Source organism: Rufibacter ruber (genome assembly GCF_014138425.1).
Classification (GTDB): Bacteria; Bacteroidota; Bacteroidia; order Cytophagales; family Hymenobacteraceae; genus Nibribacter; species Nibribacter ruber_C.
The window spans coordinates 105,043-130,020 of sequence record NZ_JACJIQ010000015.1; the positions used below are offsets into that span (position 1 = coordinate 105,043).

The window sequence follows — 24,978 nt, forward strand, 5'->3', positions numbered from 1 at the left end:
TATAAAAACACCGGGAGGTGGAATGGAATCAGCCAACAGAAACCTGACGTTTTTGCCTTTGATAGTAAAACTTGAAAAGTGAAAAACCTTTAGGTGCCCCCCCTACAGCATCAGTTAACAAATTCGTCTGTAGACCATCAATGACAGGAATTAGATTCTGAACAGGCAATCATCCCACTCACGTACCAATCCTTTTAGATCCGAAATAGACAAGGAGATTTAATAGAGAGACGCTCACCACTACCACAAATTAATCATGTCCAAATGTAAGGATATTAATAAAAAATATAAGCCGTCTGGATTTAACTTTATATTATTTTTGAACAAGTTCCCCTCGCAAGACCACTGATGTTGAACCCGTTCACAAATGATTATTTTTTTCAGGAAGAGGATTCCAAAGGGTAAATATCTGCCTGACCCGCCGTTTCTGGGCTACTTTTCAGAAAACAGACCGGAAACAGGGAGCGTATTATCTTACAAAACACAAGCAGACGTTGCGCCAGAGATGAGAAGATAGCTCTAATCAAAATCAGGGTATTACCGGCGAGAAAAGGCAGAGAATGGTTCAGCAGAAGCAGTTTTGGAAACGTGTATTAACGCTACGGAACAAGAAGAGGGTGATGCTGTTTCTTTTTAAGTCTTTTGCCCCGTCATAGGCAAATCATACAACCTACTCCAGGGAGGAGCGAAAGACCTCTGTTTCTGACCTATTTTCCTGAAAACAGGCCAGAAACGCGGGCGGTTAGTTCCGCCACTTCGGGTGCCGTGAGTGACCGCCACGCTCCCTGCGGCAGGTTTCCCAGTTCCACCGTCACCATGCGGGTCCGCACCAGCCGGTTCACCGTATACCCCAGTTGGTAACACATACGTCTGATCTGGCGGTTGAGGCCCTGCGTCAGGATAATGGTAAATGTCATCTCCCCCACCTGCTGTACCCGTGCCGGTCTTGTCATTTGTTCCATAATCACCACCCCAGAAGCCATTCGGGCCAGGGCCTCCGGGGTCAGCGGCTGGTCAACCGTCACCAGATACTCCTTTTCCTGATGGTATTGGGGCTGGCTGATGCTCTTGTACAGGTGACCATCATTGGTGAGCAGCAGAAGCCCTTCAGACTCTTTGTCCAGCCTGCCAATGGGGAACAGCCGCTCCTCCAGGTTCAACGCGTGCACCAGGTTGTGGTCAATCTCTGGGTTCAGGGTTGACTCCACCCCCCTGGGCTTGTAGTAGGCCAAGTAAGTAAAGGCCTGTGGGGCTTTCAGGACCTGCCCGTTGAGGGTTACCCCGTCTTCTGGCCTGAGCACCTGCTGCAGTCTCCCCTTCTGGCCGTTCACCAACACCCGCCCCGCCAGAACCGCCTCAATGGCTTCTTTGTTAGACAGCCTCGCCTTCTGCACCACAAAATACTGCAGGGAGGAATTCCATGATTTCATTCTTAGCGCATTTTACTTTTAAAGTGGAAAGCGAAAGTGGTTAAAAGAGGTTCACCCATTGTTGTTTTTGAGCCCGGTAAAGGCCATATAAAGCCATAACGGGTTCATGGGGGCAGGGCAGCAACGGAGAAACGAGCTCATGCCCTTTGCCAGCGTCAAAAAAAAGTGCCAGGGCAGAAAGATATCTCTGCCCTGGCACGCAAATATTCCATTCAGCACACGGCAGATTATACCACCGCTACCCGCTCTTCCATCTGCCATTCCTCGGCGTTCCTGGTGCCCAGGTTGGCAGGGTCATATACAGGATCTTTGCCGGCCTTCTTCTGTGCCTGGTAATCTTTTAAAGCCCGTAGCGCCGGTTTCTGCAGAAGCAAAATGGCAATGATGTTCAGCCAAGCCATCAGGCCAACCCCAATGTCTCCCAGCGCCCACGCAGATTCTGCGGTTTTCACAGACCCGAAGAACGTAGCCGCCATAATAGCAGCCCGCAGCCCCCACAGCGCCCATTTGCTGGTGCCCTTCTTCATGAGGTAGCTCAGGTTGGTTTCAGCAATGTAGTAGTAGGCCATGATGGTGGTAAACGCGAACAGCAGCAGCGCAATGGCTACAAACCCACCGCCCAAAGACGGGAAATGGACATTCACAGCATTTTGGGTAAACTCAGAGCCAATGGCCACCCCCGGCATATTCTCCACCAGAAAACCACCCTCCGGGTTCACAATATTATATTGCCCGGTAAACAGGATCATAAAGGCTGTGGCCGTGCACACAAACAAGGTGTCTACATACACGCTGAACGCCTGTACCAGCCCCTGCTTTACCGGGTGGCTCACCTCAGCGGCGGCCGCGGCGTGGGGAGCAGTTCCCTGCCCCGCCTCATTGGAGTAGATGCCTCTCTTCACGCCCCAGGAAACCGCCATCCCAAAGACCCCGCCAAACGCCGGCTCCAGATCAAACGCCGACCTGATGATCAGACCCACCACCTCGGGCACCTGGGTAATGTTCATGCCAATGATCACCAGGGCCATCAGGATATAGGCGCCGGCCATGAAAGGCACCAGCACCTCGGCCACTTTGCCTATCCGCTTCACCCCGCCAAAAATGATGAGGCCCAGCACCAGGGTCACCACGCCCCCGGTCACCGCCGGCGGAACAGGAAACGCATTGGTGATGCCCAGGGCAATGCTGTTGCTCTGCACGCCCGGCAGCAGAAACACCATGCTGATAATGGTAGCCACTGCAAAAATCACCGCGTACCATTTAATACCCAGGCCTTTTTCAATATAAAATGCTGGGCCGCCGCGGTATTGCCCGTCTTTTACTTCTTTGTAGATCTGCCCCAGGGTGGCTTCAATAAACGCCGAGGCACTGCCCAGAAAGGCGATCATCCACATCCAGAAGATCGCCCCGGGTCCGCCCATGGCAATGGCGGTGGCCACGCCCGCAATGTTGCCGGTACCCACGCGCCCGGCAATGGCCACAGAGAATGCCTGAAAGGAACTGATGCCGGTGGCCGAAGACGTATTGTTAAACAGGAGCCTGATCATTTCCCTGAAATACCGTACCTGAAGGAAACCGGTTCTGACAGAAAAGTAAACGCCTGTGCCCAGGCAGAGAAGAATCAATGCGTTACTCCAAACCACATTGTTGATGTCGGCAATAAGTTTTTCCATGAAAGAGGTTTAACCAGAAAAAGAGGCAGCGCCAGTTGAAACGGGTGGTGAAAAGGACAAGACGTGCCATTCCCAGTCCAAAGTAAACAAAAAATCTTAGAACTGCCCACCTTTCTGCCCCACCCATCCCTCCAAAAGGCAGGAAAAAAAGAGGGTAAATACGGATGTCTTCCGGTATAACTTCTTACAACCGTACCCGTGAAAGAAGAGGGAACAGGGCACCTGAACTTTCTATCCCCAACTATACGCCTCCATGAAGCCATCTTTCCCTACTGTTATTTTTCCACCCGCTCCGGTACCCGCCGGCAGCAGGCCGAAGCCCCTGGCTCAACAGAGCAGCCCCACCGGTTTACCCTTTACCGCAAACTGTAAAAGCAAGTCCCCAGAAAAAAAACCAGGCTCTTCTCTTCTGACCGGGGTGAAAGCCTCTGCCCTCTTCCTGCTGTTGCTGGGGCTTGTTCTCAGCAGCTGTGCCACCTCTGAGCTAGGGGCATCGGGCCAAAAGAAGATTGCCGGTAAAACGGTGGTGATTGTGGGTGCCTCCAGCGGCTTTGGCCGGGGCGTTGCCGAAAAACTGGGGACCTACAAAGCCAACGTAGTGCTGGCTGCCCGCCGCGGGGATCTGCTGGAGGAGATTGCTGCGCAGATAAGGGCAGCAGGTGGCACCGCGCTGGTGGTGCCCACAGACATCAGCCAACCAGACCAGGTGGAGCGGCTCATGGCGCTGGCCCTGCAGCAGTACGGGAAGGTTGACGTCTGGATCAACATGGCGGGCGTGGGCGGCATTGGCCGGTTCTGGGAGATTCCGCTGCAAGACCAGGCGCGCATTGTAGATGTGAACCTGAAAGGCATCATCTACGGGAGCTTTGCCGCCGTCCGGCAGTTCCGCACGCAAGGCTACGGCACGCTCATCAACATGGGCTCCATAGAGAGTGTGAACCCGCTGGCTTACCACGCCTCCTATGCCGCCACCAAAGGCGGGATAAAGAACCTGGGGCAGGCGCTCAACCAGGAGCTGCGCCTGAACGGTCATAAAAACATAAGGGTGGTAACGGTAGAGCCCTGGGCCGTAGACACCCCTTTCTGGGGGCATGCCGCCAACTACACGGGCAAAACACCCCGCATGGTCATGATGGACCCGCCCGGCAAAGTAGTGAACGCTACCATACGGGCCACGCTGCGCGGCAGGAATGAACGGCCCGTGGGCTGGAAAGCCAAAGCCTCCTGGGTCAGCCACCGCTTCTTCCCCCGCTTCACAGAGCGTATTTCTGCCAATGCCATCCACAAATCTCAGATAAGAAACGGCTTGCCCATGCCGCCAACCGCTGGTTCTGTGCATGAACCCATGCCCACAGGCAGAGGCGTAGATGACGGGGTGAAAAAACGTATGCGGGAGGAAAACAAACAGCGCAAGCAAAAGAACTAAAGCCCCGCAACAGAAGGGCCTGCTTAAATTTTGGCTTGCGTGCTAAGAAAGCCATAGCCAGAACCGGCAACCATGCTTTTTCTGTGGGAAAGTTCTTGGTTTTGGACCCGCTCTAGAAGACCTCCCGCTGTTCCTGTTGGTAGGCAAACCAAATACATACTCCTGAGCAATTTTCTGTTTTCGGCCTGTTTTTCAGAAAACAGGCCGAAAACAGAAGGCTTCTATTTCGGCAGGGCCAGCTCATACTCTTTCCCGGCGGTCACGGTCAGTTTGTAACTTTTGATCCAGGGGTTGTACAGCTTGAGGGTTTTGTAGTTGGTGCCCTGGTCCAGCGCGTACTGGGGCAGATCAGGAATGGTGGAGGTAACGGTGAGGGTACGCACGTGATGGGGGGCGTAGCCTTGCGCCTCTGGCAGATCAAAGCCGTACTTTTCCGGGTTTCCCAGGATTTCCTTCAGCGCAAGAATCCGGAAAAGATAGCGGGAGGTTTCGTCATTGAGGAACAGGTCATAGAACGAGTCCACCCGCTGACGTTTTAGCGCGGCATCCAGCCCCGCCATGCCGCGGTTATAGGAGGCGGCGGCGTTGGTCCACGTCCCGAATTTCTTTTTGGCGGTTTTGAGGTAGCGGCAGGCGGCACGGGTAGCCTTTTCCAGGTGGTAGCGCTCGTCCACCTCGGCGTTCACCAGCAGGCCGTAGCCGCGGGCGGTGTCTGGCATGAGCTGCCAAAAGCCAGAAGCCCCGGCAGGCGAGGTCACGTGGCTGAAAAGGCTTTCGGCCAGGGCCAGGTACACAAAATCTTCGGGAACGTCATTTTCAACCAGCAGCTGCTTAATCTGGGGCAGGTAGCGCTGCATGCGTTTAAGCCCCAGCAGCGTAGTGGCTTGCAGGTACGAGTTGGTGAGCAGTTCCCGGTCCAGCCGCTCGGCCACATCTGGCACCTCCAGCGGCACGGGTTCGCCGGCAAACGTGAGGCGGGCAGGCAGCTTGGGCGCCCTGATCACCGTGGCCTCCCTAAAGGAAGCCGTTTCTTCTGTGGCCATGGCCCCTTGCTGAATAGCCCGCTGGCTACACAGGTGCAACGTAAGGGCTAGCAGACCGCCCACCCCCAGGGTTTTCCAGATTTGCTGTGACACGCGTTCCTCCTTTATTTTCTCTTCTCCCTTATACAGGCCCAGAAGCGGTAAAAGTTACCTTCTTTGCAGATAAGTTACCGCCCCTGTCTTACAAGAAACGCTCCAGAAGCCCCTAAACGTACCCCATGCGCCACTTTCACAGCTTTCGTTGGGGTGACCCTTATCAAAACGCCTTCTGTTTTGGGGCTGTTTTCTGAAAAACAGCCCCAAAACAGAAGGCGGGGAAAGATTGCCAGGAAATGGAGTTCTATTTAAACATACGCCCCAGTAGACAACGTTTATGCCTTCATAGCGGCCTCTGCCCTTCTTATTGGGGAATGGAATAATTGCCCGTGCTGCGTCACATATACCAGAAAACCTTTCTGACGCATTTTAAAGTTGAGGCAATTTGTACTTCCACCGCTCCCCCAAAGGGTACGTGAAAGCTTATCTTTCCCTGGCACAGGTTAGGCAGAAGAACAACAGCTGACGGGTCAGGTCAGATTTCCTTTTTACACCGTAATGCGTTGCAGAACGGCTTTGCAGGGAACCTGGGAGGTGACTTTGATCATGTGCGGCGTATGCAACGGAACGGCAAAGAAATCTCCGGCCGCCAATTGGTGTATGTCTTCGCCCGCCACCATGTCACAGGTGCCCTCTAAGATCAGGAAACGCTCGTATTCTTCATGGTGCACCTCAAAATCTGTCATGTCTTTGACCCAGACTATGGCCGTGGTGGCTTTGGGCGTATAGCCTATAATCTTGGCAAAGATATCTTCGGCGTCATCTGGGAGCGTCATGTCTGGCCGCTGCAGCCATTTCTCATAGTCTGCCACGGTTGACGCCGGGGTAAGCTCAGGCGGCGAGGCGGGCACCTCCCCTTGTTTCATGCGCTCCATGTAGTCTACCGTGGCCAGGACCAGCGGCTTGATGGTGTGTTTAGGCTCTACGGCATGGGCAGAGGCATACGCCTCCAGCGCCAGGCTCACCTGGTCAATTTCCTGCCGAACCTCCGGGTATGCCGCCGCCATTTGCTCCACATCAAGGGACTCCTGCGGGCTGGTCGCCCCTAGTACGTACAGCTCAATGATGCCCGATTGCAAAAATTCTTCTAGTGGGTTCATGCTGTTTTCTCTGCCCTTATTTGTGTAAACGCCATTTTCAGTTTCACCTTGAGCGCCTCTTCTGTCAACCCCAGCTCTTCTGCCGCCAGTGGGCAGGTGTATCCTTGCAGATAGACCAGATCCAGAACGGCTTTTTCAGGGGAAGCGAGCCCGTGAAAGGAAGGCAAGCGGGTGTCCGGTTGGTTATCAGGGGCAAAAGTAGTCATTTTCTGATCTTGCCCGGGAGCAAACGCCCTGGTGGAATTTTTCTTTGCCAGTGCCAACTGCCGCGCAATGCCCAGCAACCAGGTCAAAAGGCGGTGGGTAGCGGGGTTGAAGTCCCTGATCTTGCCCCAGACATGCACAAAGCAGGCCAGGAGCACCTCCTCCGCGGCTTCCTGGGTGGGCAGAATACGGGCCACCAGCCCCAGCAGCACCGGCGAATACGCGTCATACAGCAGGCTGAGCGCCTCCCGCTGACCCGCCTGCAGCGCCCTGACCAGGTCTTCCTCCGTCTTACCCTTTAAATCAATTTCCAGCATAACCGCTCCTCTCAAAAAAACATCCGCATGTTTTAGCCCCAATAAGGACCATTGACCTCCCAAGATAGCAACCGCCCCTCTTAATCCCTACGCCGCGCCACTTTTTATCACCGCCGCGCCCCGTTCATGCCGCTGGTCAGATTTTCTGTTTTGGGGCTGTTTTCAGAAAAACATCCCCTAAACAGAAACCGTCTCCCCTTCTCTTAACACCCTGTCATAGTTACGGTTACCTACCGTCATTACAGGTTCTGCTTTATGGCACAGCACAGCACAGCACTGGCCTCCAACCCTTGCCCATGGGCCTTCTGGTTCCTGTAAGCCCAACCGGCAGGCCACGGGCAACCTTCCCTTCGGCAAAGCCGAAGGAGTAAACGTTGAAAGAAGAAACAAAGTAATGGATTACACCAAAAGGAAGAAAAGAGGCAAAAAGCCTTTTCGCTGCCAAAACTTTGTTTTCTTTGTTTAAAACCCAAACCTATGCTACCACCAGAAGAGGACGGGGAGGAATTCTCGCTGCCAGACCAGTTGGAACTCTACCAGAAAGGGCGGGAGATTTTCCAGCTGACCGTGAAGATTGCAGCCCTCATTGAAGAGGACCAGGAGATTCATGTGAGCCTGATGGAGCAGATGCTGGAAGACGCTTCCCTCCTGACGGTGAAAGTGGCGGGCGCCGAGGCCTCTGACCTCTACGACCTGCGCATGGAGAATGCCACCCTCATCAGAAAGGCGGCCCGGGACCTTCTCACCCACTGCACCAGCCTGGAGATGTTCGGGTTTAAAGACGTGCACTACTTCCGCCTGCTCCGTGAAGCCATTGAAGAATACCGGCTCCTTTTTCTTGAATGGGTGAACAGCTTTGACCCCTGGAATTATATGCTGGACACCTGGGGGCTTTTCAACCCGCCCGGTATTTCGCCCACTACAGGAGACAACCAAGATTAACCTCTTGCAGGCCAGTAGATTATCAAGAATCTGTTCACGCACCCAAACCAAGAGCGCCAGAAAAAAGTACACCAAAGGGCAATCTTCATGGTAGGCTTTGCAAGCGGTACAGGGTCTGCCAAAGCTTCTGTGCCGTACCAAAGACCAAATAAACCCATGTGCTTTCGTCCATACACTCCCACATTAGCTTCTTTCCCTTTCCATGAAAGAAATTAAAGAAATAGCAGAAGCGTACCTGCGGCACCAGGCAGCCGGTAAAATGACCGCCCTGGCCACGGTGGTTTATTTAGAAGGCTCCTCTTACCGAAGGCCGGGGGCCCGCATGCTGGTCTCTGAAGACGGCGAGCTCACCGGGGCCATCAGTGGCGGCTGCCTGGAGGGGGACGCCCTGCGCAAAGCCCGCCTGGCCATGGCCCAGGGGGTACCAGCCCTGGTGAAATATGACACCATGGATGATGACGATTCGCATTTAGGTGTAGGGCTGGGCTGCAACGGAATCATCTATATTCTCATTGAACCCCTTACCCCCGGTACGAACGACCAGGCGGTGCTGCTGCTACAGCAGGCGCTTCAGCAACGCAAACCCGCGGTGGTGGTGACGCTCTTTTCGCTCCAGGACCGCAAAGGGCAACAGTTTGGCACTTGCTTTCTTGCACAGGAGGCGGGCACCCAGGCCACCCCTGCCTTGCCCAAAGCCCTTCTGCCCCAGGTGGAAGCAGATGCCCGCCATGCCCTCCGCTCCGGTTGCTCCCTCCATACCTCGTATGCGTTCCAGGGGAAAGCGTACACGGCTTTTGTAGAAGTACTGGAGCCTGCTCCTGCCCTGGTGATTTGCGGGACCGGAAACGACGTGATGCCGCTGGTAAACCTGGCCCACCTGCTGGGGTGGCCCACCACCGTGGTAGATGGGCGGGCCAATTACGCCACCCGGGCACGTTTCCCCAATGCGCAGCGGGTCCTCATCTCCAAACCAGAGGGCGTACTGCCGCAAATGGAGGTAGATGCCCGCACGGTATTCCTGCTGCTTACCCACAACTACCACTATGACCTGGCCATGCTCAGGCAGCTGCTCCCGCTTCAGGTCCCTTATGTTGGGGTGTTAGGACCCAAGAAAAAGATGGAGAGAATGCTGGCAGAACTGGCTACCCAGGAGGCTTCTTTTTTTGACCCTGAGGCCCTGAAGAAGGTTTACGGGCCGGTAGGCTTGGATGTGGGCGCGGAGACCCCAGAAGAGATTGCCCTCTCCATCCTGTCAGAAATCAAGGCAGTGCTTTCCCAACGCCCGGGTGGGTTCCTCAGAGAGAAAAAAGCCCCCATTCACGCTGCCGGCCAAACGTCCCCCCTGGCTGAAACGCCCCTCTAGGTCATGCAACTCCTGGGAACGATCATTCTGGCCGCCGGGGCCTCTACCCGCCTGGGGCAAGCCAAGCAGCAACTGGTGTTTCAAGGCCAGACACTGCTCCAGCACACCCTGCAAGCGGCGTTGGCGCTGCAAGCCGGCCCGGCTGTGGTGGTGGTAGGCGCAAATGCCCCGGCTATTATACCAGACATTTCTACCTCCAATGCCCTGGTGGTACACAACCCCCTCTGGCAGGAAGGCATGGCCTCTTCTATCAAAGCGGGGGTAACGCATCTGCTTTCTGTCTCCCCAGACCTGGAGGGAATTCTGGTCCTGCTCTGCGACCAGCCTTTTGTCTCTACCCCTCTTTTACAGGAGATGGCTACTGCTTTCCAATGTTCAGGTCAGAAGATCATAGCCTGCTCGTACCAGGGCACGGTGGGCGCGCCGGTGCTTTTCAGCCAGCATTTCTTTCCGGCGTTACGTCAACTCAACGGTCAGGAAGGCGCTAAGAAACTGTTATCCCAATACCCGGCAGACGTTGCCGTAATTCCCTTTCCGCTAGGCGGAATAGATATTGACACGCTAGAAGATTACCAACGGCTGCTGCAGTTATAGAACCCGGTTCTTGATGCTATCCTTCTGTTTTCGGCCTGTTTTCACGAAAACAGGCCGAAAACAGAAAGAGGCAGGTGATCTTATCTGGCAGGAGCAGAAGTAGGAAAGACCGCCAGCCATCACCCCAATTTTTTGAGCGAACACTTTAACAATAGAAGAGCGGCCGAAGCCTCTACGTAGGTGCCTGCGGCTATTTAAGACCATCTGCTCCTGAAGCATTTGAAAAGCCCCTCCGCTCCTGTTAAGAATAACTGGTCATACAGAAGTTATTCTGTCTGCGGCCTTAACTGTATTTGCGCCGTCACCGTACTGGTAGAAAGTGGCAGATGCACCTGCACCGGCGGTTGGATAGACGCAGACACGCGTCTGAGGGAAGTAAGCGCAGCCTGGCCAAATGTTTCACCCGTACAACCGGTCATTCATGAACAAAGACAACTCTTCGGGAGCAGACTACGCCCACCGGCCTACCCTGCCCGAAACCCGTTCCGTCACCCTGAGCGTGAACGGAACCTCGCACCAGCTACAACTCGCCCCCTGGACAACGCTGCTGGACGCCCTGCGGGAACACCTGCAACTCACCGGCACCAAAAAAGGCTGTGACCATGGCCAATGCGGCGCCTGCACCATTCTGGTTGACGGCAAACGCATCAACTCCTGCCTTACCCTGGCAGTGATGCAGCAAAACAAAGATATCACCACTGTTGAGGGCCTGGCTCAGGGCGACCAGTTGCACCCCGTGCAGCAGGCGTTCATAGACCATGACGCATTCCAGTGCGGCTATTGCACCCCGGGGCAGATCTGCTCAGTGATTGGGCTGGTAAATGAAGGAAAGGCGAAGACTTTGGAGGAGATCAGGGACCTCATGAGTGGCAACATCTGCCGCTGTGGCGCATACACCAACATTGTGCAGGTGGCGCAGGAAGCGCTGGAAAGGAGGCACGCCCAATGAGACCGTTTACCTATACACAGGCAGCAGATGTAGAGGCAGCCGTACGAGAGGTGTCTACTGACGGATCCAGGTTTATTGCCGGCGGCACCAACCTGCTGGACCTGATGAAAATTGATGTCCTGCGGCCGAGCCACCTGGTTGACATCACTCAGATAGCCCACCGGTCTATTGACAAAACCGGAGAAGGCGGCTTGCTGCTGGGGGCCCTGGTCACGAACGCTGACACGGCCTATCACCCCCAGGTAGAGCAACGGTATCCGCTCCTCTCGCACGCTATATTGGCCGGGGCCACCGCCCAGCTGCGCAACATGGCCACAGACGGGGGCAACCTGCTGCAGCGCACGCGCTGCTACTACTTCTATGACACCCACACTCCCTGCAATAAGCGTGAACCCGGCTCCGGCTGTTCGGCTATCAAGGGGTATAACCGGGACCTGGCTATTCTGGGAACCAGCGAATCCTGCATTGCCACCCACCCCTCAGACATGTGTGTGGCGCTGGCGGCCCTGGAGGCCACGGTGCACGTGACAGGGAAAGCGGGGGAAAGAACCATTCCGTTCCAGGACTTCCACCGGCTGCCGGAAGATACGCCCCACCTGGACGCCAACCTCCAGCCAGATGAAATCATCACTGCCATTGAGTTGCCGTCTAAAGGGTTTTCTCAGCACTACGCTTACCTCAAACTCCGGGACCGGGCATCTTATGCCTTTGCCTTGGTCTCTGTGGCGGCGGCCCTGGAGCTGGACGGTGACACTATCAAAGACATAAGAGTGGCGCTGGGTGGCGTGGCGCATAAACCTTGGCGCCTGCCAGAGGCCGAAGCACTTCTGAAAGGACAGGAAGCCACCCCGGCTACTTTCCAGAAACTGGCCAAGGCGTACCTGCAGGGCGCCAGAGGCTACGGGCACAATGACTTTAAGATTGAACTAGCGCAGCGGGCAATTGTGCGGGCGCTGCTACAAGCCAAAGAAAGGAAAACCACGGCATGAACACGCACCACATAGGAACACCCGCCAACCGCAAAGACGGCAGAGAAAAAGTAACCGGAAAGGCCAAATACGCCGCTGAATATTTCGCCCCGGACCTGGTGTATGGTTTTGTGGTGAACAGTGCCATTGCCAAAGGCAGGATCACAGGCATAGACCTTTCTGAAGCACAGCAGCTGCCGGGCGTGCTGCATATCTTTACCCATGAGAACCGCCCCGGCTACACCTGGCTGGACTCCCACTACCAGGACGAGGACTCTCCGCCCGGTTCCCCCTTCCGGCCGCTGTACAACAACCAAATCACGTTCAGTATGCAGCCCATTGCGCTGGTGGTGGCAGAGTCGTTTGAACTGGCCCGTTATGCGGGTATGCTGGTGAAGGTAACCTATGAGGAGGAGCCACAGGAGACTGATTTCGAGAAGAACCTCATACACGCGTACGAGCCGCCCAACTATAAATCCAGTCCGCCGCCTAAACCCTGGGGCAACCCAGAGGAGGCTATGGCCCACGCCCCGGTGAAGCTGGAGCAAGCCTACAGCCACCCGGCAGAGCACCACAACCCCATGGAAATGCACGCCGCCACGGTCATCTACGGCCAGGACGGCAAATTGACCGTGTATGACAAAATTCAGGGGGTGCAGAACAGCCAGAAGTACCTGAGCCACGCCTTCGGGATTCCCCTGCAGGACGTGCATGTGGTGTCTGAGTATGTAGGCGGGGGCTTCGGGTCTGGGTTGCGGCCGCAGTACCAGCTGTTTCTGGCGGTGCTGGCGGCGCGGGAACTGAAACGGAGCGTGCGGCTCATGCTCACGCGGCAGCAGATGTTTTCCTTCGGCCACCGGCCGAAAACGGTCCAGCGCTTTGCCCTGGGCGCCTCCCAGGACGGCAAGCTGCAGGCACTGGAGCAAAATGCGTTTGCTGAGACCTCTCGGTTTGAAGACTACTCTGAGGATGTGGTCATTTGGCCGGGGGTACTGTATGCCTGTGACAATGTGAAACTGACCCACAAACTGGTGGGCCTGGATGTGTACACCCCGCTGGACATGCGGGCCCCGGGCGGCACCACCGGCATTTACGCCCTGGAATGCGCCATTGACGAGATGGCCTACCAGGTGGGCATGGACCCGATGGAGTTCCGGCTAAAAAACTATTCAGAGAAAGACTACAACAAAGACAAACCCTTCTCCAGCAAGGAGCTCAGGGAGGCGTACCGCCAGGGGGCGGCCAGGTTTGGGTGGGAAAAGCGAAATCCAGCGCCCCGGTCTATGAAGGAAGGCCACCAGCTCATTGGGTGGGGCGTGGCCCAGGGTGCCTGGGAGGCCAAGCAGCAGGAGGCGGCCGCCAAAGCCGTTCTGACCCCTGAAGGCAAACTGACAGTGAGCAGCGCCACCGCCGACATTGGCACCGGCACCTACACGGTCATGGCCCAGATAGCGGCTGAGACGCTGGGGCTCCCGCTGGAGGACGTTACGTTCAAATTAGGCGACTCCACTCTTCCCAAATCTCCGCTGGAAGGAGGCTCCTGGACGGTTTCATCTGTGGGTTCTGCGGTAAAGGCCGTGTGTGAGCAAGTACAGGAACAATTGCTGAAGCTGGCGCAGAAACTGGAGAACTCGCATTTCTCCAACTCCAAACGCGAAGACCTCACCTTTTCCGGCGGACGCCTGTTTGTCACCCAGGCCCCGGCACAGTCTGTCTCTCTTGCCGAGGTTCTTGCCCAAGCCAAAGGCTCCCCCCTTGAGGTAGAGGCTTCTCTGAAACCGGCCAAAGAACAGCAGAACTACTCCCCCTACGCCCACTCAGCCACCTTTGTGGAAGTGCAGGTAGACGAAGACCTGGGCACCATCAAGGTGACCCGCATTGTCAGCGCCATTGCCGGTGGCCGCATCATCAACCCCAAAACCGCCCGCAGCCAGATCTTAGGCGGGGCTGTCTGGGGAATTGGCGTGGCGTTAGAGGAACATTCGGTCATGGACAGCCGCGTAGGCCGTTTCATGACGTATGACCTGGACAAGTACCACGTACCGGTGAACGCCGATGTGCAGCAGATTGAGGTTATTTTTGTGGAGGAGCATGATGCCATTGTGAACCCCCTGGGCGCGAAAGGGCTGGGTGAAATAGGGATAGTGAGTGTAGCTCCCGCTATTGCCAACGCGGTGTTTCATGCCACCGGGAAGCGGGTAAGGGAGTTACCCATCACCTTAGATAAGTTGCTGTAGCTGTTTCGGGGCTGATTTTGGGAAAACAGCCCCGAAATGGTTTTATAGTTTTTTTTTGCGGAGGTAAGGGTTTTGTTACCGTGGCGGTGGGAGCTGTTGCAGCAGCTGCAGGTTTGCCTGGTAGGTTGTGGCTGTGGCAGGAATGTGAAGTTCGCTGTTCCCTTGGCAGTGCGGTTGGAAGGCGAAGTTCGCTGTCCCCTTGGCTGCGGTTGGAAGGCGAAGTCTGCTGTTGCCTTGGCAGTGCAGTTGGAAGCAGGGCTTCAAAAGCGCTTCTTTTTCATTGTTGTTGCAGCAGGCGTAGGTATGCGTAGTTCGTTATTCCCTTGGCTGCTGCAGGAAGGCGTAATCTGCTGTTTCCTTGGCTTAGCCGTTTGCTCCGGTGCGAAATCCCATTGCTGTTGCATTGCCTCCGGTAAGCGCTCACGGCCGCGGGGCCCCGTCCTGGCGGTGAGCACTGCTGTTAAAACTAGGCCCTCCGGCCTTGCCGCTCACGCGGCACCGTATTAACAGAGGCGCTCACCCCCAGGACTGGTTTCTGTTCCCCTCCTGATCAGCCTCACTGGTTATATCTGTTCCAGTAGGTAATGGTTACTGATCCGCTAGCCTGAGGCGAGCCCGTGCTGCGCACATCAGTCAAGGGCAGAAGTGCTAAAAAGGAGTACCACTAGCAGAAGTGTTGATTGTTCATTGCTGTTTGTTTGTTTACTTATTGCTGCTTGCCTGTCGCTTTCTCTGGTTCAAGTTTCCAACTTGGACCTACAATGGCGGAAGCTTTCAGCTTCCATGAGGCGGCAGCCTCACATTACCTCTGCCCTCTATAGCTCCCCTATGGCGCGGAAGTTACTTCCGTGCCTTCTAACGCCAGCTGATACTCACGCGCTGGCGCGGGCCTCCAGACTCGTGCCTACAGCTGACGGGCGGTCTCTGGCTGCCCTCGCGGCGCGGCAGCGAGACCAGGCATAGCTGTTTCATTCCTGCTGAAGTACCTAAGGGGAAAAGGAAGGACTCAAGACTCAGAACTCCCTTTGATACTCCCCCTTTGAAGGGGGCGAAGGGGGATGTTGACACCAGCAGGTCCGCGCATGCCAGATATATGTCACACAGCACATGCCCCCATGCATTCCAGATCACTCCCCGCCCGGGAGGGGTAGGGGTGGGTCCCATACGCCGGCCTCCGCTGTGCCGCCTGCTCATAAGACCTCGTAGCGTCTATCAGACCTGCGAGCGTCTGTGCCAGCAGTTTCTGCCATAACAACATGAACCGCATCTCCCCTCCACCTGACCTTCTCCCGCAGGGAGCTGTAACACCGCTATGCCGTTTTTGGCCCGTTTTCCGAAAAACAGCCCAAAAACAGAACCTACGCCTGCCCCGCTGTGCCGCCTGCGCCTATGACCTCGTATCAACCGGAGGAGCTGCGGGCGTCTGTAACCGTTCCCGTTTCTGGCCTGTTTTTACCAAAACAGCTCCAAAACAGAACAGCGCCTCCTGCTTTTTTTGGCGGGTAGGTGAAAGTGCGGTAGCTTTAGACAACGAAGCCGGATAAAATGGAGTAGGCCATTATTGTCTGTACCAAAACCAAATTCATGAACATTCTCCTTTTCGGGATAACGAGAGACATAGTGGGTGCCTCCCATCTTCAGGTGGAGCCGGCAGAACGCCCTAAGACGGTGGGGCAGCTGAAACAGTGGCTGGCGGGACAGTACCCGGAGCTGAAGAACCTTAGCTCCCTGGCGGTGGCCGTTGACAGTGAGTACGCCGAGGATGACGCGCTCCTTTCGCCTCATCAGGAAATTGCGCTTATTCCGCCGGTAAGCGGCGGGTAAACCATAACAACATGCTAATCAAACTAGTTGATCAAATTGACCTAAACGAAGCCTTTCAGTATTTGCAGACTCCAGCCGCCGGGGGCACAAACCTTTTTGTAGGGACCGTTCGCGATCACGCGCAGGGAAAGCAGGTGGTCAAACTGGTGTTTGAAGCCTATGCGCCCATGGCTCTGAAAGAGCTGGAGAAAATAGCGAACCAGGCGAAGGCGAACTGGCCCGTTGAGAAATTGCTCATCCTGCATGCGCTGGGCGAAAAGCAGATAGGGGAACCGGTGGTGGTGACGGGGGTGGCCTCGGCACACCGTAATGCGGCGTTTGAAGCCACCCGCTTCCTGATTGATGAACTCAAGAAAACCGTTCCCATCTGGAAGAAGGAGTATTACCTGGACAACAGCGTTTGGGTCAATGCGCATCCGTAACCTTGTTCCGCCACTCTGCCCTGCCTGTAGGAACATTTCTGTTTTCGGCCTGTTTTTCTGAAAACAGGCCGAAAACAGAAACCCGGCTAATCGCTTTCCGCCCAAAAAAAGACCTCCTGAACATTCATAAAACCAACAGCACCCCACATGGAAAACAGATACACCCGCCAGGTACAGCTCCCGGGATTTGGAGCCGAAGCGCAGGAGAAACTGCAGCGGGCGAAGGTTTTGGTGGTGGGCGCTGGCGGATTAGGGGTACCCGTGCTGCAGTACCTCACGGGCATGGGCGTTGGCACCATTGGGGTGGTAGACGGGGACACGGTGAGCCTTACCAACCTGCACCGCCAGATTCTGTTCTCAGACGCCCACGTGGGCTCTCTTAAAGTGCAAGTGGCGGTCACCCGGCTGCAGGGGCAAAACCCGGAGGTGGCGTTTACGGCGTACCCCACCTTCCTGACGGTGGAGAACGCGGTGGAACTGGTTCAGGAATATGACCTGGTCATTGACGCCACAGATTCCTTTGAAGCCCGCTACCTGATCAATGACGTGTGTGTACTGCTGCACAAACCCTTTGTGTACGGGGCCCTGCACCAGTTTGAAGGGCAGGTGAGCGTTTTCAACTATTTGGGCGGCCCCACCTACCGGTGCCTCTACCCCGCCCCACCCTCGGCGCAGGAGATCCCTGACTGCAATACGGCTGGCGTGTTAGGGGTGGTTCCCGGGTTGATAGGCTGCCACCAGGCCCTGGAGGCGGTGAAAGTTATCACGGGCATTGCCGCGCCTTTGTCTGGTTACCTGCTCATGTTTGATTTCCTGAACCAGAGCCAGTACAAGGTGAAATTGAAGGCAAAACAGGAAAACCAGACGGTGCGCCAACTGCTCCCGTCCTATTCACTCGCGGGGTGTGCCACAGTGCGGCAGCTATCTGTGGAGGAGCTGCACCAATGGCTCACCCAAGGCAAAGACGTTCTGCTGCTGGATGTACGGGAGACTGAAGAGCACCAGCAAGGCCATCTGGCCCGGGCCCAACTGCTGCCGCTTTCCAGGTTGAGCGCCGCGCTGGATTCCCTTCCCCGGCGGGGAATACTTCTCACCATCTGCCAGAAAGGAAGCCGTAGCCAGAAAGCAGCAGAACTCATCTCCCAGGCCTGCCCAGCATTGGAGGTCTATTCCATAGCGGGCGGCATGGACCACTGGCGGCAAAAATTTGGCAACCTGAAGCTGGTGCAATGGCAGGCATAGACGCAAATCTGGCCTGGCTGGTGCTCTGTTTTTTCCTGGTGGCCACGCTGTACTCTTCGGTGGGGTTTGGCGGCGGGTCCAGTTACCTGGCCATTCTCACGTTGTTCCTGCCCAACTTTCTGGAGATCAAGCAGACGGCGCTGCTGTGTAACCTGGTGGTGGTCTCCGGGGGCACGTACCTCTTCCTCAAGGAAGGGTATTTTGACCTGAAGAGATTCCTGCCGCTCACCCTGAGCAGCGTACCGGCCGCTTTTTTAGGCGCCACCGTGGGGCTGAGCCAGGAAGTGTTCTTTTTCCTGCTGGGGCTGGTGCTGGCCCTTTCAGGGTTGCTGCTGCTGGCGCAGTACGCCCAAAAGCCCACCCCAGAAACAGGGGAGCAGAAGAATCCGTCCTGGTACTTGAACCTGTTGTTGGGGGGTGCCACCGGGTTTCTGGCGGGTCTGGTGGGCATAGGCGGCGGAATTCTGTTGGCTCCCCTCCTGCATCTCCTTAAATGGGGCTCAGCCCGCTCTATTGCCGCGTTAGCCAGCTTTTTTATATTGGTCAACTCCGTCTCCGGGTTGTTGGGCATGGTCACCTCTGGTAAGTTTCAGGCCAATTTCACGCTGCTGGCCCCCCTGCTGCTTGCGGTGTTGGTGGGCGGTCAATTGGGCACCAGATTAAGCCTCTATACCTTTCAGCCCCACGTCATCAAAGGCCTTACCGGTGTGTTCGTGCTCTACATTGGGGTGAAGCTGGTGATTGACTATCTCTAAGCAGGCGAAGGATAGCTTTCTGTTCCCCACCCCCCTTTCTCACTATGAATGATGGGGCCCCCTGGCGCACGTGCCGAAGCGCTATTCTGGAGTTACTGCCTTCTCCGGAGCGCAGGCGGCTGCTTTGCCTGAAGTCGGCTGCCTGTTTTCGGGCTGTTTTCAGAAAAAGAGACCAAAAACAGAAACCAGCCGCTGTCTTTTCTGTTCCAGTTCTTCAGAACCCAGGGCTTAGCGCTTTTTTAGAAAAACTTTTGCCGGTGCAGGGGCTATCCGTAAAAATACTAACACTATATTTACTCCGTTTCTGAATAGAAGACTTTCAGTAGTTTTCCCTTTGGTTGCCAGTGTTACGTAACTGCTTCTTTATCACGATGGAAAACAAACAAGCCCCCATTGACCTCACCCTGGAAAAAAACTACGATTCAGATTTCTGTGGCAGCATTCCGCTGCACCTGGTTAACCTGGTGCAGCCGCACGGCGTCTTGCTTACCCTGGAAAAGGGCACGTTAAAGATAATTCAGGTAAGCGAGAACGTACAGGAGTTTCTGGGCGTAGACGTTGAGGCACTGCTGGGGCAACCCATTGCCCGGTTTCTGCCGGAGCAGCAGTTCACAGACATTCAGGCAAAGGTGCAGAAACAGGTAACCGAAGAGAAAATCCCCTTCTCCCTAACGTTCCAGACGGCAGAAAAGGAGTTGGCGCTCACGGCGCTCATCCACCCCAAGGAAGAATACGTGCTGATTGAGCTGGAAGCCAATGCGGCCCCGCCGGCGCAGCACTCTTTCATGGCGCTGTACCAGCAGATCAAATACATCACCTCTCTGCTCAGAAAGGCCAACACCACGCATGAGGTGGCGCAGATTGCCGTAGAGGAGTTAAAGAAACTCACGGGCTTTGACCGGGTTCTGGCCTACCAGTTTGACCCCCAGTGGAACGGTATTGTCATTGCCCAGGCCAAAGAGGAAGACATGGATGATTACATGGACCTTCGGTTCCCCGCGTCAGATGTGCCCAAGCAGAGCCGTGAGCTGTACTTTAAAAATCCGTACCGCCTGATCCCCACCAGATCTTACCGCCCGGCCCGGTTGCTGCCTATCATCAACCCCCTCACCCAACGGTTCACAGACCTCTCTGAATGTAATTTGCGCAGTGTGGCGGGCGTGCACCTGGAGTATCTGGCCAACCTGAACATCATGGCCTCCATGTCGTTGCCCCTAATCATTGACAACAAGCTCTGGGGACTGATTTCCTGCCACCACAAGCAGGCCATGAACCCCAGCTATGAGATACGGTCGGCGATGGAACTGCTGTCTGGCATTGTGTCAGCGCAACTGGCGGCCAAAGAAAAAGAAGCCACCATTGAGCTGAAATCCAGGCTGCGGGGCATTCATGCCCAACTGCTGGAACAGCTCTATAACAACCAGAACTTTGTAGATGGGCTGCTGAATGGCCCCGTTAGCCTGCAGGACCTGTTAAACCTTTCAGGCGCGGCGGTGTTGTATGAGGGCGGCATCTGGACCATTGGCAAAACCCCTTCACCGCAGGACCTGAAGGAGATGATGTACTGGATTCGCAGAAACCACGGCGGCAACGTCTTCGCCACAGATACCCTGCCCCACCAGTACGTACGGGCCAAAGACTTCAAGGAGGTGGCCAGCGGCCTCATTGTCCTGCAGATCAATGCCGAGCAAGGGGAATATATTCTAGGGTTCAGACCTGAAGTGCTCCAGACCGTAAACTGGGGCGGCAACCCTAACCAGGCCATCCAGATGGAGCCGGACGGTAAGTCTTACCACCCCCGCAACTCGTTTGCCACCTATCAGGAAGTAGTGAAAAACACTTCGCTGCCGTGGCTGGCAGAAGAGCTCAACGCGGCAGAGGTACTTAGAAGCGCGGTGCTGGAGAAAATTATTAAAGAACGCTATTAGGCCCGTTTCTTTGATAGAATTGAAGTTGAAAACGAAGCGAGGCAGATCAATTAAACACCTACCCAACAGGTAAGATTTGCCCCAACCCTAAGCACATAATTGAAGAGTTCGCATCAGCAAGATACTCCCCCTAAAACTGATCACTACCTCATTGGCATAGGTGCCTCTGCGGGTGGCCTGGAGGCTATTCATAGGTTATTTGACCACTTTCCCAGTAATTCCAGTTTTTCGTTCGTCATCATTCAGCACCTGTCACCAGACCATAAAAGCCTGATGGCAGAACTCCTGACCAAGCACACCCAGATGCAGGTGCGGGAGGCCGAAGACAATATGTACACCCAGCCCAACTGCGTGTACGTGCTGCCCAGCGGCAAGCAGCTAACGCTCAAACACGGCCGGCTGCAGCTGGTCAACCAGATCAGGAACCGGGAACCCAACTTCGCCATTGATGTCTTCTTTGAGTCCCTGGCCCAGGACCGGGGCCGGTATGCCATTGGCATTGTGCTGTCCGGTACCGGAACAGACGGGACCAAGGGCGTAAAGAAGATAAAGGCGGCCGGCGGAATGGTCATGGTGCAGGACCCGGAGACCGCTAAGTTTGACGGTATGCCCAGGAGCGCCATTGAGTCAGGCGCGGTAGATTACGTGTTCCCGCCAGAGCAGATGCCCCGCGAAATCATAGATTACACGCGGCAGATCCCGCTGGTCAAGACGTTGATCAACCGGCAGACCGAGGAAGAGGAAAACGAAGAGGAGATCCTGGCAGAGATTCTGGACCTGGTGTGCACCCATACCCAGACCAATTTCAAGAACTACAAGCAGCCCACCATCTACCGGCGCATCAGAAAGCGCATGGACACAATCAAAGTGGCCACCATGGCCGCGTACCTGGCGTTCATGCAGGAGAACCCGGCTGAGATCAAGCAGCTTTGCCAGGAATTCCTGATTGGGGTCACCCGCTTTTTCCGGGACGGGGAGCCGTTTGAGATCATGGCCCAGGAGGTCATCCCGGAGATTATCTCCCGCACCCCAGAAGAGGAGAACGTTAAAGTGTGGGTGACCGCCTGCAGCACCGGGGAGGAAGTGTATTCCCTGGCCATCTTGTTCAAAGAGTGCTATGACCGGCTGGGGCGGGAGCCCAACGTCAAGCTCTTCGCCACTGACATTGACCAGCGGGCCATCCGGCAGGCGTCTAAGGGCGTGTTTCCCGCTGCCATTGCCCATGATGTCTCAGAAGAGAGGCTGAAGAATTTCTTCCTCTTCAAAAACAACCGGTACACCATCAAAGAAGACATCAGAAAGCTGATCATCTTTGCCCAGCATGACCTGCAGAAAGACCCGCCGTTCAGCCGCATGGACCTGATCACCTGCCGCAACATGCTCATCTACCTGAACCCTGAGCTGCAGAAGAAGGTGATGTCTGTGTTCCCGTATGCGCTAAAGCTGAAAGGCTATCTGCTGCTGGGCCCCAGTGAGAGCATTGGCGACCTTAAATCTTTCTTTTCAGAGAAGAACCGTAAGTGGAAGCTCTACAAGAAGATAAAAGACAACAAGAGCTTTCAGCAGCAGTACGGGGTTACCCCCCTCACCCAGACGTTCTCCCCTGAGTACCCCCCCAGCCACCGGAAGAGCAACGCCACCTCTGACCAGTACAATGAGGCCTTTCTGGATGCCGTGGCCGAGGACCTGAAAGTGGCGGGTCTGTTTGTAGATGAGAATTTCCAGCTCCTGCACGGCATTGGCGACTTTAGCCGCTATTTGAAACTGCCGGAGAAGCGTCTGCACCTGAACCTGCTTAAAATGGTGTCTAAAGAACTGGCGGTTACGCTTAGTGTAGACATCAGAAAGGTTCTGAAAACCGAGCAGCCTGTCAGCAGGCAGATCATGATCAAATCTGGCAACGGGAACCAGCTGGTACACCTTTTAGTGAAGTTGTATTCGGCAGAGCCGGACATGCCCAAAGTGACCCTGGTGCTGCTGCAGGAAAACACGCAGAATCTTTCGCTCAAAACCCTGGAGCCTATGCTGTCTGAGGCAGACACCGGGTACTTCCAGCAGCTCACCCTGTTAGAGTCTGAACTGAAAGATGCCCGCGAGAGCCTGCACATGACGGTTCAGGACCTGAGCACCGCCAATGAGGAGCTGCAGTCTACCAATGAGGAGCTCATGTCTTCTAACGAGGAACTGCAGAGTTCCAATGAGGAGATGCAGTCACTGAATGAGGAGCTGCACACCGTGAACTCAGAGCACCAACTCAAGATCAAGGAACTTCAGGAACTGAACGAGGACCTGGACAACTACATCAGGAGCTCCAACATTGGGCAGCTGTTCCTGGACCACCACCTGGTGATCAGGAAATTCACCCCTTCTGTGAAGGAGCTGATCAACATCATTGAGATAGACGTGGGCCGGCCCATCCACCACCTGTCACACAATCTCAAGTACAAGAACTGGCTGGAAGACATTAAGAAAGTAAATCATACCTCGGCTGAGGTGGAGCAGGAAGTGGAAACCCAGGATGGCAAGTTCTTTTTGATGCGCATCATCCCTTACCTGAAATATGACGGCAACAAAGACGGCGTGGTGCTCAGTTTTGTGGAGGTCACCACCCTCAAAGCCCTGAGCAACGTGGTGCAGGGGGTGCTCAACAGCTCCCTGAACAACATCATGGCGTTTAAGGCGGTGCGCAATGAGGAGAGTGCCATCATAGAGTTCACCTGGAGCCTGCTGAACAGACAGGCAGAGCAGATGATTGGGAAACCGCAGGAGCAGCTGCTGGGGCAGAGCGTACAGCAGGAGCTGACGTTTCTGCGCAAGAGCGGGCTCTTCAAAAAGTTTGTGCACGTCATTGAGACGGGCAGTCCGCTGCATGCGGAGCAGTACCTGGAGGTGAAGGGGAAAAAATCCTGGTTTGAGATTGCCGCCGCCAAAATGGGCGACGGCCTCACCCTCACCATGGCAGACATCACTGAAAAGAAAATAAGTGAGGAGCGCATTCTGCTGGCCTATGAAGACCTCAAACGGGCAGAGGAAAACCTTATCAAGCTCAACACCCTGCTGGAAAAGCGTGTCACTGACAGAACCCAGGAGCTCCTGGCCAGCCAGGAGCGGTTTAAACTGGTCTCCAAAGCCACCAATGACGTGGTCTGGGACTGGAACCTGATCACCAACGAGCTCTGGTGGAGCGACTCCCTGCAGACCATTCTGGGGTATGACCCCAGCCACATGAGCAAAGGCATCAACTCCTGGTTTGACAAGATTCACCCAGATGACAAGGAGCGGGTCATGAAAGGCATCAATGACGCCATCAACCTGGGCAGTGACCAATGGACCGACGAGTTTAAAATCATAAGGGCCAACGGCACGTACGCCTACATCTATAACCGGGCGTACATTCTGCACAACGAGTACCAGATGCCCCACCGCATGCTGGGCTCGTTCATTGATTTGTCAGACTTGAAAGACACCCAGGTAAAGCTCAAGGAAACGAACGCCCACCTGCTCCGGGTCATTGATGACCTGGACAACTTTGTGTACACGGCCTCGCATGACCTGAAAACCCCCATCCATAACATTGAGGCCCTGCTGCGCGAGCTTAAATTGGAACTGCCTGAAGAGGAGTTCATGCAGGTAGATGTGCAGCAGATCATGGCCATGATGCAAGGGGCCGTGGAGCGGTTCAAGCATACCATTGCCAACCTCACAGAGGTGACCAAGCTGCAGAATGACAACGTGCCTGAAATCTCCAGCGTGAACCTGAACGAAGTGGTGCAGGACGTACTGCTGGACCTGGAACCAATGATACAGGAAGCACAGGCCCACGTGAAAGTAGATGTGCGCGAGTGCCCAACCATTTTGTTCTCCAAGAAGAACTTCAGGAGCATTGTGTACAACCTGCTGTCTAACGCCATCAAATACCGGGACCCGGAAAAGGACACCAAAGTCTCTTTAACGTGCCGGAAGGAGAAAGACGACCTGGTTCTGACCGTGAAAGACAATGGGCTGGGCATGACCGGGGAACAGGAAGACCAGCTCTTTACCATGTTCCGGCGTTTTCATGACCACGTAGAAGGCTCTGGCATTGGGCTTTACATGGTACGAAAGATAGTGCACAACGCAGGCGGCAAAATTCAGGTTTCCACCAGATTGGGCGAAGGCACCACCTTTAAAATCTACCTCAAGAGCTAAGACGCTTCAGGTTTCTGTTTCGGGGCTGTTTTTCTGAAAACAGCCCCGAAACAGAAATCATTTCTCTTCTGGTGAGAACACCTGACCACCAGACCTTCCTTTTCCCTTTCCAACTTCTGCCGGTTAGCCGTCTCCTCCCTTTACCGCTTAGAAAACCCACTCTGTTTTGGGGCTGATTTCCTGAAAACAGCCCTAAAACAGAATTTGCAGACGTTCAAGCCAGGGTACCACTACTTTTACCAAGCAGAGCAGGTCCTCTAACCGGGCACCTTCCTGG

Annotated in this window: 18 protein-coding genes; 13 read left to right on the top strand and 5 right to left on the bottom strand. The window is 55.2% G+C overall.

The window, feature by feature from the left end; translation table 11 throughout:
• Positions 1-707 precede the first annotated feature (707 nt).
• Entirely contained in the window at positions 708-1,430 is a 723-nt protein-coding gene (locus FHS90_RS16595; RefSeq protein ID WP_066836568.1) for a pseudouridine synthase, read from the bottom strand.
• Between the two features lie 227 nt (positions 1,431-1,657).
• Positions 1,658-3,103: an alanine/glycine:cation symporter family protein gene (locus FHS90_RS16600; RefSeq protein WP_182513881.1), complete on the bottom strand. Its 1,446-nt coding sequence runs from the start codon at positions 3,101-3,103 to the stop codon at positions 1,658-1,660.
• Between the two features lie 418 nt (positions 3,104-3,521).
• Here FHS90_RS16600 and FHS90_RS16605 point away from each other — a divergent pair, with 418 nt between their 5' ends.
• The gene (locus FHS90_RS16605) at positions 3,522-4,529 is read left to right on the top strand and encodes an SDR family NAD(P)-dependent oxidoreductase (protein ID WP_206598699.1); all 1,008 of its coding nucleotides are present in this window, start codon (positions 3,522-3,524) and stop codon (positions 4,527-4,529) included.
• A gap of 221 nt (positions 4,530-4,750) precedes the next feature.
• Here FHS90_RS16605 and FHS90_RS16610 read toward each other — a convergent pair whose 3' ends face one another.
• The 3 genes from FHS90_RS16610 to FHS90_RS16620 all read right to left on the bottom strand — a co-directional run bounded on the left by FHS90_RS16610 (position 4,751) and on the right by FHS90_RS16620 (position 7,289).
• Positions 4,751-5,665 (bottom strand): lytic transglycosylase domain-containing protein, encoded by a 915-nt coding sequence (locus FHS90_RS16610; RefSeq protein ID WP_343049752.1) that lies wholly within the window; start codon positions 5,663-5,665, stop codon positions 4,751-4,753.
• Positions 5,666-6,156: 491 nt separating this feature from the next.
• Positions 6,157-6,768 (bottom strand): cupin domain-containing protein, encoded by a 612-nt coding sequence (locus FHS90_RS16615; RefSeq protein ID WP_066836574.1) that lies wholly within the window; start codon positions 6,766-6,768, stop codon positions 6,157-6,159.
• Positions 6,765-7,289: an RNA polymerase sigma factor gene (locus FHS90_RS16620; protein WP_182513882.1), complete on the bottom strand. Its 525-nt coding sequence runs from the start codon at positions 7,287-7,289 to the stop codon at positions 6,765-6,767. The genes FHS90_RS16615 and FHS90_RS16620 overlap by 4 nt, the downstream gene beginning before the upstream one ends.
• Before the next feature lie 477 nt (positions 7,290-7,766).
• Between FHS90_RS16620 and FHS90_RS16625 the strand changes: the two genes are divergently transcribed.
• The 12 genes from FHS90_RS16625 (at position 7,767) to FHS90_RS16680 (ending at position 24,701) form a co-directional block, all read left to right on the top strand.
• Complete coding sequence (locus tag FHS90_RS16625) at positions 7,767-8,231, top strand: hypothetical protein (RefSeq protein ID WP_182513883.1); 465 nt, start codon at positions 7,767-7,769, stop codon at positions 8,229-8,231.
• Between the two features lie 202 nt (positions 8,232-8,433).
• A complete protein-coding gene (locus FHS90_RS16630; protein WP_182513884.1) occupies positions 8,434-9,594 on the top strand; it encodes an XdhC family protein in 1,161 nt (386 codons plus the stop codon).
• 3 nt (positions 9,595-9,597) lie between these two features.
• Positions 9,598-10,188: a nucleotidyltransferase family protein gene (locus tag FHS90_RS16635; RefSeq protein ID WP_182513885.1), complete on the top strand. Its 591-nt coding sequence runs from the start codon at positions 9,598-9,600 to the stop codon at positions 10,186-10,188.
• A gap of 421 nt (positions 10,189-10,609) precedes the next feature.
• Positions 10,610-11,137 (top strand): (2Fe-2S)-binding protein, encoded by a 528-nt coding sequence (locus FHS90_RS16640; protein ID WP_082893375.1) that lies wholly within the window; start codon positions 10,610-10,612, stop codon positions 11,135-11,137.
• Entirely contained in the window at positions 11,134-12,126 is a 993-nt protein-coding gene (locus FHS90_RS16645) for an FAD binding domain-containing protein (protein ID WP_182513886.1), read from the top strand. Before FHS90_RS16640 ends, FHS90_RS16645 begins: the two co-directional genes overlap by 4 nt.
• A complete protein-coding gene (locus FHS90_RS16650; protein WP_182513887.1) occupies positions 12,123-14,342 on the top strand; it encodes a xanthine dehydrogenase family protein molybdopterin-binding subunit in 2,220 nt (739 codons plus the stop codon). Before FHS90_RS16645 ends, FHS90_RS16650 begins: the two co-directional genes overlap by 4 nt.
• Positions 14,343-15,926: 1,584 nt before the next feature.
• The gene (moaD, locus tag FHS90_RS16655; RefSeq protein WP_066829537.1) at positions 15,927-16,166 is read left to right on the top strand and encodes a molybdopterin converting factor subunit 1; all 240 of its coding nucleotides are present in this window, start codon (positions 15,927-15,929) and stop codon (positions 16,164-16,166) included.
• An 11-nt stretch (positions 16,167-16,177) separates the two neighbouring features.
• On the top strand, positions 16,178-16,588 hold the full coding sequence (locus tag FHS90_RS16660; RefSeq protein ID WP_182513888.1) for a molybdenum cofactor biosynthesis protein MoaE: 411 nt from the start codon (positions 16,178-16,180) through the stop codon (positions 16,586-16,588).
• A 147-nt stretch (positions 16,589-16,735) separates the two neighbouring features.
• A complete protein-coding gene (locus FHS90_RS16665) occupies positions 16,736-17,830 on the top strand; it encodes a HesA/MoeB/ThiF family protein (protein ID WP_182513889.1) in 1,095 nt (364 codons plus the stop codon).
• Positions 17,818-18,585: a sulfite exporter TauE/SafE family protein gene (locus FHS90_RS16670; RefSeq protein WP_182513890.1), complete on the top strand. Its 768-nt coding sequence runs from the start codon at positions 17,818-17,820 to the stop codon at positions 18,583-18,585. Before FHS90_RS16665 ends, FHS90_RS16670 begins: the two co-directional genes overlap by 13 nt.
• A 371-nt stretch (positions 18,586-18,956) precedes the next feature.
• A complete protein-coding gene (locus FHS90_RS16675; protein ID WP_182513891.1) occupies positions 18,957-20,513 on the top strand; it encodes a GAF domain-containing protein in 1,557 nt (518 codons plus the stop codon).
• Positions 20,514-20,612: 99 nt separating this feature from the next.
• Complete coding sequence (locus FHS90_RS16680; protein WP_182513892.1) at positions 20,613-24,701, top strand: chemotaxis protein CheB; 4,089 nt, start codon at positions 20,613-20,615, stop codon at positions 24,699-24,701.
• Positions 24,702-24,978 lie beyond the last annotated feature (277 nt).

Bases quoted from the DNA above. Each gene is read 5' to 3' on its own strand.
- FHS90_RS16595 (WP_066836568.1), bottom strand. From the start codon at position 1,430: ATGAAATCATGGAATTCCTCCCTGCAGTATTTTGTGGTGCAGAAGGCG.
- FHS90_RS16600 (WP_182513881.1), bottom strand. From the start codon at position 3,103: ATGGAAAAACTTATTGCCGACATCAACAATGTGGTTTGGAGTAACGCA.
- FHS90_RS16615 (WP_066836574.1), bottom strand. From the start codon at position 6,768: ATGAACCCACTAGAAGAATTTTTGCAATCGGGCATCATTGAGCTGTAC.
- FHS90_RS16620 (WP_182513882.1), bottom strand. From the start codon at position 7,289: ATGCTGGAAATTGATTTAAAGGGTAAGACGGAGGAAGACCTGGTCAGG.
- FHS90_RS16625 (WP_182513883.1), top strand. From the start codon at position 7,767: ATGCTACCACCAGAAGAGGACGGGGAGGAATTCTCGCTGCCAGACCAG.
- FHS90_RS16630 (WP_182513884.1), top strand. From the start codon at position 8,434: ATGAAAGAAATTAAAGAAATAGCAGAAGCGTACCTGCGGCACCAGGCA.
- FHS90_RS16635 (WP_182513885.1), top strand. From the start codon at position 9,598: ATGCAACTCCTGGGAACGATCATTCTGGCCGCCGGGGCCTCTACCCGC.
- FHS90_RS16640 (WP_082893375.1), top strand. From the start codon at position 10,610: ATGAACAAAGACAACTCTTCGGGAGCAGACTACGCCCACCGGCCTACC.
- FHS90_RS16645 (WP_182513886.1), top strand. From the start codon at position 11,134: ATGAGACCGTTTACCTATACACAGGCAGCAGATGTAGAGGCAGCCGTA.
- FHS90_RS16650 (WP_182513887.1), top strand. From the start codon at position 12,123: ATGAACACGCACCACATAGGAACACCCGCCAACCGCAAAGACGGCAGA.
- moaD (WP_066829537.1), top strand. From the start codon at position 15,927: ATGAACATTCTCCTTTTCGGGATAACGAGAGACATAGTGGGTGCCTCC.
- FHS90_RS16660 (WP_182513888.1), top strand. From the start codon at position 16,178: ATGCTAATCAAACTAGTTGATCAAATTGACCTAAACGAAGCCTTTCAG.
- FHS90_RS16665 (WP_182513889.1), top strand. From the start codon at position 16,736: ATGGAAAACAGATACACCCGCCAGGTACAGCTCCCGGGATTTGGAGCC.
- FHS90_RS16670 (WP_182513890.1), top strand. From the start codon at position 17,818: ATGGCAGGCATAGACGCAAATCTGGCCTGGCTGGTGCTCTGTTTTTTC.
- FHS90_RS16675 (WP_182513891.1), top strand. From the start codon at position 18,957: ATGGAAAACAAACAAGCCCCCATTGACCTCACCCTGGAAAAAAACTAC.